This window comes from Alteromonas sp. W12 (assembly GCF_001924945.1).
Lineage (GTDB): Bacteria > Pseudomonadota > Gammaproteobacteria > Enterobacterales > Alteromonadaceae > Alteromonas > Alteromonas macleodii.
Genome location: NZ_LQXH01000007.1, coordinates 1 through 12,094, shown reverse-complemented (window position 1 = coordinate 12,094; position 12,094 = coordinate 1). Strand labels below are relative to the sequence as shown.

9 protein-coding genes and 1 rRNA gene are annotated in these 12,094 nt (G+C 44.4%); 8 read left to right on the top strand and 2 right to left on the bottom strand.

Features of this window, described 5'->3' with window-relative positions:
* Nucleotides 1-87: 87 nt before the first annotated feature.
* The 5 genes from AWH61_RS07760 (at nt 88) to AWH61_RS07740 (ending at nt 4,646) form a co-directional block, all read left to right on the top strand.
* Nucleotides 88-909: a sulfite exporter TauE/SafE family protein gene (locus AWH61_RS07760; protein ID WP_014949489.1), complete on the top strand. Its 822-nt coding sequence runs from the start codon at nt 88-90 to the stop codon at nt 907-909.
* A 19-nt stretch (nt 910-928) separates the two neighbouring features.
* A complete protein-coding gene (locus AWH61_RS07755; protein ID WP_075176716.1) occupies nt 929-2,104 on the top strand; it encodes a pyridoxal phosphate-dependent aminotransferase in 1,176 nt (391 codons plus the stop codon).
* 267 nt (nt 2,105-2,371) lie between these two features.
* Nucleotides 2,372-2,737 carry a response regulator gene (locus tag AWH61_RS07750; RefSeq protein WP_014949491.1) on the top strand — a complete coding sequence of 122 codons (366 nt, stop codon included), beginning with the start codon at nt 2,372-2,374 and terminating at the stop codon, nt 2,735-2,737.
* Entirely contained in the window at nt 2,734-3,318 is a 585-nt protein-coding gene (locus AWH61_RS07745; protein WP_014949492.1) for a chemotaxis protein CheX, read from the top strand. Before AWH61_RS07750 ends, AWH61_RS07745 begins: the two co-directional genes overlap by 4 nt.
* A complete protein-coding gene (locus tag AWH61_RS07740; protein ID WP_075176715.1) occupies nt 3,318-4,646 on the top strand; it encodes a sensor histidine kinase in 1,329 nt (442 codons plus the stop codon). The genes AWH61_RS07745 and AWH61_RS07740 overlap by 1 nt, the downstream gene beginning before the upstream one ends.
* Nucleotides 4,647-4,715: 69 nt before the next feature.
* On the opposite strand, the gene AWH61_RS07735 is transcribed toward AWH61_RS07740, so the two are convergent.
* On the bottom strand, nt 4,716-5,747 hold the full coding sequence (locus tag AWH61_RS07735) for an MBL fold metallo-hydrolase (RefSeq protein ID WP_075177104.1): 1,032 nt from the start codon (nt 5,745-5,747) through the stop codon (nt 4,716-4,718).
* 301 nt (nt 5,748-6,048) lie between these two features.
* Here AWH61_RS07735 and AWH61_RS07730 point away from each other — a divergent pair, with 301 nt between their 5' ends.
* The 3 genes from AWH61_RS07730 (at nt 6,049) to AWH61_RS07720 (ending at nt 11,407) form a co-directional block, all read left to right on the top strand.
* A complete protein-coding gene (locus tag AWH61_RS07730) occupies nt 6,049-8,418 on the top strand; it encodes a DNA polymerase II (RefSeq protein ID WP_075176714.1) in 2,370 nt (789 codons plus the stop codon).
* Nucleotides 8,419-8,720: 302 nt separating this feature from the next.
* Nucleotides 8,721-9,299 (top strand): EF-hand domain-containing protein, encoded by a 579-nt coding sequence (locus AWH61_RS07725; protein WP_014949496.1) that lies wholly within the window; start codon nt 8,721-8,723, stop codon nt 9,297-9,299.
* A 368-nt stretch (nt 9,300-9,667) separates the two neighbouring features.
* Nucleotides 9,668-11,407: an AMP-binding protein gene (locus AWH61_RS07720; protein WP_075176713.1), complete on the top strand. Its 1,740-nt coding sequence runs from the start codon at nt 9,668-9,670 to the stop codon at nt 11,405-11,407.
* A 574-nt stretch (nt 11,408-11,981) separates the two neighbouring features.
* On the opposite strand, the gene rrf is transcribed toward AWH61_RS07720, so the two are convergent.
* Nucleotides 11,982-12,094: ribosomal RNA gene (gene rrf, locus AWH61_RS07715) — 5S ribosomal RNA — on the bottom strand; the annotation flags it as partial.

Genomic DNA, 12,094 nt, shown 5'->3' with positions numbered 1-12,094 from the left:
GGTGTTTGTGTATGTAGTTAACTGTATATAAGAAAAACTTAAAAGGTCATTCATGTTTAAAGCTGTTTCATGCGGAGTAAAAAGCAAATGGAAATAGAGCTACTGTGGTTTGTAGTTACTTTGTGTATAACTGGTGCCATTGCAGGTATCACGGCAGGTCTGTTTGGTAATGGCGGGGGATTTGTTGTCGTGCCTGCTCTTCTCGCTGTTTTTCCGTTTTTTACTCCTCCATCAGAAGCCCTCGTTAAGGTAGCCATCGGAACATCATTGGCATCCATTGTGGTATCAAGCGCTCGGTCAGTGATGGCGCATCGCGCTAAAGGTGCGGTGGATTTTGACATTCTTCGCTCGTGGAGTATTTGGCTTATTCTTGGCGTTGGTGGCGGGCTGCTCATCGCAAACAACTCCAGCGCCAATGGTTTAACGGTCGTGTTCGCCGCTGGTGTTCTACTTTACTCCGTATACTTCCTTTTCCCTGAGTTCGTTGTAAGACCCGGGCTTGTTTTCGATATGCCTAAAGGCATAGGCAAAGCGGTTTTGGCGTTTGTTCTGGGTGGTTTCTCTGCTCTGCTTGGCATAGGTGGTGGCACGCCAACCGTAATCACTATGGTGATGTGCCAGCGCACCATTCAACAGGCTGTTGCGACCGCCGCAGGCGTCGGCTTTCTTATCGGGCTTCCAGGTGCCATTGGCTTTTTGTTTATGAAGCACCCTGAAACCGCCTCGTTGCCGGTAGGCACTATTGGCTACATCAATATACCTGCGCTTATTGCTATCAGTATTGGGGCAATCTTTACCGCTCCAATCGGAGCCAAAATGGCGCACAACTTCAGTGAAAAGAAGCTAAAGCGCTTATTTGGCATCTATCTCGTCATTGTTTCTAGCGCAATGTTCTATAAAGCCATTTAAAAGAAGAAGGAGACAACCCGTGAGTTATAACCGTTCAAGACGCTTGTTTATTGGTGGCACAGTTGCAGCTTCAGCAATAGGTGCGAGTGGCATAAGTCACCTTGTGAGCGCCCAATCTGTTAGCGCAAGCGCTTCCCCATCGTCTGTTATGTATGGACCAAAGCCTGGGGTTGCAAAGCTCAATGCCAATGAAAACCCGTTTGGGCCGAGCCCAAAAGCGCTAGACGCTATCGCAAAAGCATCGGCGGAAGGTGGAGCCTACTATGCTTATCCTGCCGCTATGACACTATTGGATATGATTGCCGAGCGCTATGGCATTACTCGAAAGCACATTTCTTTGAGCGCAGGTTCAAGCCCTATTCTTTCCTACGCCGCCCTTGCGGCCAGCAAGAACGGAAAAATTCTGGGCCCGGACCTTTTTTGGGACACCACGTCTAAAGCACCTGAAAAACAAGGTGCGCCAGAAATAGTGAGAGTTGCTAATACGGCAGAGCTTGATATTGACCTTGATGCCATGTACGCCGCAATAGACGACTCTATTGGTATGGTGCACATTTGTAACCCGAACAATCCAACGGGAAAAGTGCTCGATCCGAATAAGCTTCGCGAATTCTGCATAAAAGCATCTAAAAAAACACTGGTGTTGGTCGACGAGGCATATAACGAGCTTATCGATGAGCCTCCTAAGCATTCAATGATTCCGCTCGTTAAAGCTGGTCATAATATCATTGTAGCGAGAACCTTCTCAAAGATTTATGGCTTAGCAGGTATGCGCGTGGGCTATTTAATCGCATCAGAGGAAAACACTGAGTGGATCAATCGCTATGGCATGGGCGGCTATACATTGAATCAAGCAGGCCTTGCCGCGGCTATCGCCAGCTACAATGACGATGCCTTTTTAACTTTCTCTAAAGAGAAAATTTATGAAGGTAAATCTATGGTTATGGACGCAGTAAAAGCAAATGGATTGACAGCGCTACCTTCTAGTACTAACTTTATTTTTGTTAATTTAGGTGACGGCAACGCAGAGTACTTCCGCCAAGCCATGGCAGAACAGGACGTGCTGATTAGAGGAATCTACCGTACGTACGACAACTGGTCTCGCGTAAGTATGGGAAAAATTGGCGATGTAAAACGCTATGTTGATGCCATGCCCAGTGCACTTGAAAAAATGTACACTATGCAAAATACTTAGCTGCAAGGGTGTGCATTGTCGGCCAATGCACACCTCGCTACTTATAGACTTAAATTTTCTGCTACTTCCTCGTTTACTCTCCTAGTCATTTTCAACTAAAAGTCTAATACGCATAAAAGTCACTTCTGTCATATACTCATTTTAAAGCGCCACTGCTCAAAGAATACGCTGATTGGAAAATTTTTACGGTATTGTTGCAGTAACGCTAAAGTTGCACATACTTTACTAAAAAGGCATCGCATTAAATGCCGCTCTAGGAGGCTGTAAATGTCAATTTCTGTATTAGTAGCTGATGATTCTAAGTTGTCGAGGCGTAGTGTGATTCGCTCACTTCCGCAAGATTTAGAGTATGACATCACCGAAGCAACAAACGGGCAAGAAGCCATAAATGCGCTGTCAGAAAGTGAATTTGCATTGGTACTTTTAGACCTAACCATGCCAGAAGTTGACGGCGTTGGTGTGTTGGAATTCTTGCACCAAAGGCCCGACGCCCCAAATGTAATTGTGATTAGCGCTGACTTTCAGCCAGAAAAACAGAAAATTGTCATGTCTCTGGGGGCAAAGCGCTTTTTACGCAAACCGCTTGATAAAGAAGAATTAGCAATGTCGTTGTTTGAGTTGGGGTATCTATGAGCATTGTACTACCACTAGACGAAGAGCAAAGAGATGCCCTTCAAGAACTCCTAAATATTTCCATGGGGCAAGCGGCTAACTCTCTTGCGCAGTTAATTGAAACCAAAATTGATATTTCTATCCCAAAAATCTCAGCGGTTACTCCCACCCAGCTTTACAGTCTCTTATTTGAAACCGAAGACGCTTTCTATACCCGTCAGTCTTTTTTAGGCGACGTACACGGCGAAGTGATGTCTGTGCTATCTCAAGCTGGATTGAGTGAGGTCGCAACGTTGATGGATTACGATGAACCGTTAAGCAAAGAAGACATTCAAGAGATTATCTTGGAGCTTTGTAACATTTTGGCAGGTGCGTGTTTGGCTGGTCTTTCCGACCAGTTGGAGCTTACCACTAATTTGAACATGCCCACGTTATTCTTGCCCGATAAAGCGAACTTCGATGAGTTGCAATGGCAGCACAGCTTAGTTATGGAAGTGCAGTTTATTATCGCGATCTCGTCGTTTAGCATGCGCGTTGTTTTCTGCTTAGACGATGAATCTCTTGCACGCATGAAAGACACATTGGATGAGTTACTCGCATAATGTTTGAACAACTGGTAGGTAAATTACCTGTCGGAATTGGTATAGTCGATGAGAGCTTTAAGGTTGTTTACCTAAATGACTTCTTTTTAGATCGACTTCCTCACAATATGCGCGACTGCTATAAAGAAACGCCAGTTGTTGAGTTATTTCAAGGACAAGGTAAGTTTCTAAAACGCAGACTAAAGTCAGTTTTTGTTCTGCAGCATCCTAGCTTTAGCTATTGGGAACAACGCCCCCACATCTTTCCGTTTAAGAGCTCTCGCCCTATAACGGGTGAAGAAACACAGATGTATCAAAACATGGAAATCTTGCCCATTAAAGACAAAAACACAGGGCAAAAATTGGCGTGTATTTTTCTGCAAGATGTGACCGCCCAAGCTAGCTATTTTAGAGCCCAGCAAAAGCTTTCAGAAGCGCTGAAAAAAGAACACGAAGCGCAAAAAAAGTTAATTCGCAAACTCGATACCGCACAAAGCCAGCTTATTCAAGCAGAGAAAATGGCTTCTACTGGTCAGCTCGCGGCGGGGATAGCCCACGAAATTAATAACCCTATTGGTTTTGTGAGCGCTAACCTCAATACACTTGAGCAATACTCAACTCACCTTATTGCGATTTGTGATGGCGTTAAGGGGCAACTCGAACACTTCACCGACGAACTTAAAGAGCAGATTGACGCACTGTTTGAGTCTAATCATTACGACTTGTTAAAGGACGATATTACTGAGCTAATTGCCGAGTCTACAGACGGTCTTACCCGCGTAAAAGACATCGTCGAAAACCTTAAGAACTTTTCGCTGGAGACTACTGAAGGCGTGCAGATAGTAGATATCTGCGCCGTGTGTCACCAGCTGATCACGCTTATTTCCGCCCAGTACAGCACGCCCCAATATAAATTTGAATGTGAATTAGAGAAAGTGGAGGTAATGGGAAACCCTGGGCCGCTGAAACAGGCGCTAATGAACGTCATGATAAATGCAGCACAGGCCATAGAAGATAGGGGCTTTATTAAACTCACTGTGCTCGATTCACCTACGTTGGTGACCATCAAAATACTGGACTCGGGTTGCGGTATTCCTACAAAACATCTAAAGCGAGTCTTTGAACCCTTCTTTACTACAAAGCCCGAAGGGCAAGGCCAAGGGCTGGGCCTTTCTGTGGCTTACACCGCCATTGAACAACATCAAGGTAAAATATCTATTAGCAGCAAAGAGGCAAAAGGAACCGTGGTAGAAATCACCATTCCGAAACAGCCTGCAGCACAGCCCCCGTCCAGTGAAGGTAATGACGAGAATAAAGAAAACGAAGCGGAAAGCTCTCAAACGGCCTAGAAAACAGATAGCCCAGTACAGAGTAGGACATTGTTAATCCTCACTCTGTTTGTATGTCCTCTGACTGAACTAACAAGCAAGCTTTTTTACTTCACAGGCTTTAAATGTATACACACCCTTGCTGTTTAACGTCCGCGAAATGGCTCCTTCATTAAGCAAGTAATTAAGGTGAGACAAACACTCTGCTACTGCAAACACCATGTTGCGACTAGAGAGCTTGCGCTTAAACATAACCGGTAATAGCTCTACGACCGTTTGAGGTTGCTCGCAAGCATTTAACTGTGCTTTTAGGTGCTCGTGATGATGAGCAATAAGCGAATCTACTCGCTCATGCAGGCCGATAAAGGGTAGCTTGTGAGCAGGTAATACTGTCGCATCTTTGGGCAAATTCTTGAATTGCGGCAGCGTAGAAAGGTAGTCGTCTAAAGTGTTGGCATCAGGCTCTGTTGAGTAGGCGCCAATGTTTGGCGTGATAATCGGCAAAATATGATCGCCTGATATGAGAATATTTTTTTGCTTATTGTAAAGGCACGCATGCTCAGGAGAGTGGCCGCGGCCAATGATGATCTGCCATTCGTTACCGCCAAGCGACAGCGTCATACCATGCTTTAGACGTGTGTAGCTAATAGGTAGTGGTGAAACGACGCTGCTGTAGCCGTTGCCTTCACCAGAAGTAAGCTTTGCGATCATGGATTCGTCTAAACCTGCTCGTTGGTAGTATTGCACATCCCGGTCATTCGTTGCGCCATTTCTTCCTGCCGCAAACGCTCTGGCAGTAAAGTACTCAGTTTGAGACATATAAAAGGGAACATTATACGTGTCGGCTATCCAGCCCGCTAACCCTACATGATCAGGATGTAAGTGCGTAACGATGACACCAACTATTGGCCCGTCTAATTGCTTGAATATACGCTCCCACAGCGCTTTGGTGGTGGACGTTCCTATGCCAGTATCAATGACCACCCAACCGCCTTCACCGCGGATCAGGTACAAATTTATGTGGTCAAGTTCAAATGGAAGCGGCATTGTTAGCCAAAGAACACCATCGGCCACTTCTATTAGCTCGCCCGGCTCTACCTGTTTATCGAATAGATATTCCATATCGCCCTCACCTTTTCTATCGTGCATGGTCTAACGTGCACAAAGACTGTACGTTTTCGTTTTAACTCGCGCTGCTTACAAAAACAAACATATCTGTCGAATAGAGATCTATAGGAGTAGGTGATAACAAACGTTATACTAAGCCTACTGCCGTTTCTCGTGCACAGTGGTAGCGCATTTTTATTGCACCTTTGCGCCAGTTATTGAACAGATAATGGTAATGCGAGTTTATAAAACGTACACGCCCATGAGGCTATTTAAAGAAATTAACGTCAACAAAGCCGGTTAGTAAATCAGATCCATGTCAGCCTCAACAATACAACAAGGGTTCATACTCAATAAAAGTACGTTTACCCGGCGAGGCAAGGTGTATGTTGAGCTATGGGTAAAAACGCCCAGTAGCACCGCTAGGTTAATTTCTTCACCCCAATACCCCACTTGCTTTGTATCTGTTGATCACGCCAATGATTTACGCAATATCGCCGAGCGTATTTCAGCAAAGATCAGTGTTTCAGATGACGGGTTTCATACGCTGGAACAAGTTCCTGTTGCGACGGTAAAAACCGCAACCGAATCACACATGCATCAGCTTCGCCAGCATGCGCAGGAAAGCAGTATTATATTGTACGAAGCCGATATTCGCGTTGCCGATCGCTACTTAATGGAGCGCTTTGTGTATGGTGCGGTGGAATTTCTGGCTCCGCAAGATTTCGACGATACGTCTCATATCGTTATAGAAAATGCGCAAATCAGACCCTGTCAATTCAGAACCACATTTACATCACTTAGCATAGACATCGAATGCAATGAGCATGAAGAACTCTTTAGCATTGCGTTAGCCGGTGAAGGACTCAACGTTGTGCTGCTTTTATGCCCGCCACGTTTTGTTGGGCAAACATTGCAAGGACAAGAAGACAGCGCGTACGAGCTCATTACCGTTGAATCAGAAAAAGTACTGCTTGAAGCATTTTTTTCTTATCTTACATCCTACGACCCAGATATCATTTTAGGCTGGAACGTTAAACAGTTCGATATGGCGGTACTTGAACGCCGCGCTAGGGCTAACTCGCTAAAGTATGCTATCGGCCGCCATGGCAGAGAGGCTTCTGTAAGACAGTGGGAAGATCAAACCCTCGTTGATGTGCCAGGACGATGCGTTATTGATGGTATCGAAGCACTAAAAACAATGACTTATCAATTCGAGTCGTTCTCGCTCGATCACGTATCTGAAGAACTGCTTGGCGAAAATAAGCTTATTCAGGCTGCAGACAAGCTTGAAGCGATAAAGCGTCTTTATCATAGCGACCCTGTTGCACTCGCTAACTATAACTTTAAAGACACGGAACTGGTCAATCGCATTCAGGATAAAACCCAATTTATCGATTTTCTGGCGCTGCGCAGTATTCTTACCGGCCTAGATATGAGTCGCCCCGGAGGGTCAGTGGCCGCGTTTTTAAATGTGTACTTGCCTAAGCTTCACCGCAAGTCTTATGTCGCGGGGGTAAGACCTGAAAATGGAGGCTTGGCTAGTCCGGGTGGTTATGTCATGCGTTCCCAGCCAGGTTTATATAAAGACGTTTTAGTCCTCGATTTTAAGAGCCTGTATCCTTCCATCATTCGTACATTTAAAATCGATCCGTTGGGACTTGCAGAAGGGCTTAAGTCCCCCCACACGGCGATAGAAGGTTTTAAAGGCGCAGTATTTAGCCGCGAATCTCATTTTCTACCTTCCATCATTGAAAACCTATGGCTTCAGCGCGACGAAGCCAAAAAACAGAATGACGCACCGCGCTCTCAGGCCATCAAAATATTAATGAACTCCTTCTATGGTGTGCTTGGTAGTGGAGGTTGCCCTTTCTACGATCCTCGCCTGGCTAGCTCAATCACATTAAGGGGTCACGAGATTATGCAAACCACTGCGGGTTGGATTGAAGAACTAGGCTATACGGTTATTTACGGCGATACCGACTCAACATTTGTTCATGTAGAAGGTAATGATGCACTGGGTACGCCCTCAGAGACTGGACTTGAGCTCGCTAGCATTATTAATCGAAAGTGGACAGAGTTACTAAAAAGTGAGTTCGACATTGATTGCCACTTAGAAATTGAGTTTGAATCTCACTTTTCTACGTTTTTTATGCCGACGATCCGAGGCTCTTCCGAAGGCAGCAAAAAACGTTACGCAGGAATGAAGGGCAGTGAACTTGTCTTTAAAGGCTTAGAAAATGTCCGCTCTGATTGGACGGTACTAGCTAAAACCTTCCAGTACGAGCTGTACAAAAAAGTGTTTACTGGACAGCCTGTTGAAGACTACATAAATAGCACGATAGCAGCGATAAAGTCCGGTGAAATGGATCACGCTTTGGTCTATAAAAAGCGGCTGCGAAAGCCTTTGTCGTCGTATACCAAGTCGCTACCTCCCCACGTAAAGGCAGCGCGATTAGCGGACGAGTACTATAAAGAACAGGGGTTGCCACTTCGCTATCAGTTTAATACTACCATTGCTTATGTTATTACAGTACAGGGCCCTCAAACCGCAGAAACCGCCACGGCCCCCCTTCAATATGACCACTATATTGAAAAGCAAATCCAACCCATTGCCGATAGTATCTTGCCTCTTATTGGCCTGAATTTTGAGACAATAGCGAACGATCAACTCTCGCTGTTTTAATCTCATTAATGGGGTTCTATCTATATCTGAGAACAGCTTAAGTTTGACGTATGAAGATCTTGCAAACACTGCGACAATTTAACATAGCAATAACATTGAAAACCTCGCCTTAAATTTTTATTACCTCACTAAATCAGTTAGTTATGCATTTGGCACATTCAATGAATAATGAATTACGTAAGTCATTAGCGGTGTCAGATTGAAACTTACTTCCAATCTGCACCTATGTTGAGGTCTGTGGACCTAGTGGTTAGGGCAATTGAACGCCCGAGTTCACTGTAAAAGCCAGAAGGAATTTGATTATGAAGATCACAAAACTAAGTATGATTACCAGTGCTGTTATTGCTGCAACACTATCTGCTTCAGCAGTAGCAGGCCACCACGAAGAGAAGATCTCGATGGGATTTAACGCAATGGATAAGGATGGAAACGGCTATATCGTCGGTTCTGAGTCTTCAGGCGTTATTGACAGTAAGCTTCTTGCAAAAATGGATACCGATGGTGACAGCATGATTAGCCGTGTTGAATTCAACAAATTTGTTGATGAAAAACCATCAATGTTTAGCGACGACATCATTACTCAGGTGAAAACTGAAGGCACCAATGACGCTCTACTCTCGGAAAAGGGCAATCCTGAATTATTCTCTAAAGCTGACGGTGAAATGATATCAGAGAAGAATAAGGAGCTTCGCACCGAGATGTCAGCCACAGCCGACAATAAGTTTACTGAAATCGATGTAGACAGCGACGGTAAGCTTACAGCCGAGGAGTTAAAGGTTGCACATGTCGAAGGTGACTTTGAGATGATGGACGAAAATGGCGATTCTTACGTTACCCGTATGGAATATCGTGCCTACTTCGAAGGTATTGAGTCTGAATAGACGCTCACCTCTCGTAAAGTAAAAATTTTTAGGAAGCCTCCTTCGTCGGAGGCTTTTTTGTTTCATTAAAGTCGAGAAAATTTTCTTTAGACATCAAATACATTGTCACTTTTGGTTATTACTCTCCTTTCAGCGTGTACGACGAGTCACACAAATTCATCGTTGAATAACCCCATATACGACTAACATCTTGTCGACAAAACCCGTTTGCAACAATATTGTTAATAAAGATTGAATTATTTGTTTTATTCGTTGCGTATTCAGCATTTACTGCAATTGTTGCCATTGGTTATTTGGAACAAAAAGCCGAAACAGCCAACTCTATTATTTATATATAAATCAGATGCGTACGCGCATGGAGGCAAGATATGATGGAATCAAAATTTACACCGAACTCACTACTCCCTCTTCAGAAAAGTGAGTTTACTGGCTCTGATGACGCTGAGCTGACGTCGCTCACTATCGGTCAGTATTTCAAAAATGTTGTCGACAATTATGGCGATAACCCAGCGATTATTGTAAAACATCAGGACGTTAGCTGGACCTATCAGCAGTATTGGTATGAAGTAGAACGTGTTGCTTGCGGCTTACTTGCAAACGGTGTAGAACCTGGCGACCGTGTGGGTATATGGTCTCCGAACAATATCGAATGGTCGATCGTACAGATGGCCACTGCGCGAATCGGGGCGATCATGGTATGCCTGAACCCTGCTTATCGTCCTAATGAATTAGCGTTTGCCATTAATAACGTTGCCGTAAAATACTTAGTCATGGCGCAGTCATTCAAGCAGTCAAATTACGTCGCCATGTTGAAAGAGCTTGCGCCAGAAATCGACAGCCAAGATAAGAACACACCAAAGCGTCCTCTAACGCTTTCTAAGTTGCCTTCACTTAAATATGTATACACTATTGGCGATAAGCCTGTAGAAGGATTACAGGCTTTTTCTGCATTGCAAATAGAACCAACGGAAGCGCTCAAGTCTCAGTTGGAGGCCGTTGAATCGAACCTTAGCGCGGATGATAACATCAATATTCAGTTTACCTCTGGCACCACGGGAAATCCGAAAGGCGCAACGTTAACACACCGAAACATTCTAAATAATGGGTTATTAGTATCACAAGCAATGAGGTTCACACACAAAGACAAACTTTGTATTCCCGTACCGCTTTATCACTGCTTTGGAATGGTATTGGGCAACTTAGTATGCTTAGCATCTGGAGCGTGTGCGGTATTTCCTGGGGAATCATTCGCCCCTGAAACAACGCTTCGCACGGTAGAAGAAGAAAAGTGTACGGGCTTACATGGCGTACCTACCATGTTTATTGCTGAGCTCGAACTATCCAACTTCAAGAGCTTTGATCTATCAACACTAAGGACAGGTGTCATGGCAGGTAGTACCTGTCCAGAAGAGCTCATGCGAAAGGTCCATAGTGAATTTCATATGACAGAAGTCGTCATAGGTTATGGTCAGACAGAGTGTAGCCCTATCAATCATATTACTGACATTGACTCGCCATTTGAAAAGCAGGTCAAAACCGTAGGACGCGCTATGCCCCATACAGAAGTGAAGATCATAGATCCCCAAGGCAATACGGTGCCTATTGGAGAACCGGGCGAAATCTGCGCGAGAGGCTACTGTGTAATGAAAGGTTATTGGGGTGATGAGGTTAAGACGAAAGCCACCATAGACGATGAAGGTTGGCTTCATTCGGGTGATCTCGGAGAAATGGACGAAGAAGGCTATGTCACAATAGTTGGTAGAATAAAGGACATGATCATTCGTGGTGGCGAAAACATTTATCCAAGAGAAATTGAAGAAGTCTTATATCAACATGCGGATGTGTCAGACGCCGCTGTCTTTGGTATTCCTGACAACAAATATGGCGAGCAAGTATGCCTATGGATTAAGGCAAAGGAAAATCGACATATAGACGAAGATCAGATACGCGACTACCTGAAATCCAAACTAGCCTACTTTAAAGTACCCAAATACATCAGCGTAGTGAAAGAGTACCCAATGACAGTAACAGGGAAGCTTCAGAAGTTTAAAATGCGCGAATACATGATAGAAACACTGAAGAAGCAAGCCCTACAAACCGAAGCATAACCCCAGCAAATAGTGGGGTCAGAGTACTTTTTAAAAGATAACGCTTTAAAGTACACTGACCCTACATTCGTATTTCCAACGCTTGCACCTACAGTCTGTACCTATCTACCGTATTTTCAAACTACCTGTTACATGCCCTAGAGAATTAAAGAGCTCGAATTATTGAGTTAGCCCACAATAATGGGGTCAGAGTACATTTCTTCGTTTTAATAAGTGTGAATGTTAAAAAAGTACTCTGACCCCTTTACTCCTGAGTGAAAAGACTTAAGGTCTGTATCGGAGTTTGTGCGCCTTAAACTATTCGATAAATGAAACTTTCACAGTGACTAGAAGTAGGTAAAAAGAGCAGTCGCAGAAAAACACATTTTAATAATGGGGTCAGAGTACATTTCTCTGATTTAGCGGCACTGGGGGGGTAAGGGAATGACTATGTTCTGATGTTTAAAGTAATAAAGTACTCTGACCCCATTTTGAGGTTTTGCTTGGGGGAATGGGGATTAATGTACTCTGACCCCATTTTTTTGTTTCTTCCAAACGCAAAAAACCCGCCGTTAGGCGGGTTTCTTTTAATGGGACCTGGCAGTGTCCTACTCTCACATGGGGAAGCCCCACACTACCATCGGCGCTAATACGTTTCACTTCTGAGTTCGGAATGGAGTCAGGTGGTACCGTATCGCTATGGCTGCC

Coding starts and splice junctions, on each gene's coding strand:
- AWH61_RS07730 (WP_075176714.1), top strand. CDS start 6,049: ATGTCAGCCTCAACAATACAACAAGGGTTCATACTCAATAAAAGTACG.
- AWH61_RS07735 (WP_075177104.1), bottom strand. CDS start 5,747: ATGGAATATCTATTCGATAAACAGGTAGAGCCGGGCGAGCTAATAGAA.
- AWH61_RS07760 (WP_014949489.1), top strand. CDS start 88: ATGGAAATAGAGCTACTGTGGTTTGTAGTTACTTTGTGTATAACTGGT.
- AWH61_RS07740 (WP_075176715.1), top strand. CDS start 3,318: ATGTTTGAACAACTGGTAGGTAAATTACCTGTCGGAATTGGTATAGTC.
- AWH61_RS07720 (WP_075176713.1), top strand. CDS start 9,668: ATGATGGAATCAAAATTTACACCGAACTCACTACTCCCTCTTCAGAAA.
- AWH61_RS07725 (WP_014949496.1), top strand. CDS start 8,721: ATGAAGATCACAAAACTAAGTATGATTACCAGTGCTGTTATTGCTGCA.
- AWH61_RS07750 (WP_014949491.1), top strand. CDS start 2,372: ATGTCAATTTCTGTATTAGTAGCTGATGATTCTAAGTTGTCGAGGCGT.
- AWH61_RS07745 (WP_014949492.1), top strand. CDS start 2,734: ATGAGCATTGTACTACCACTAGACGAAGAGCAAAGAGATGCCCTTCAA.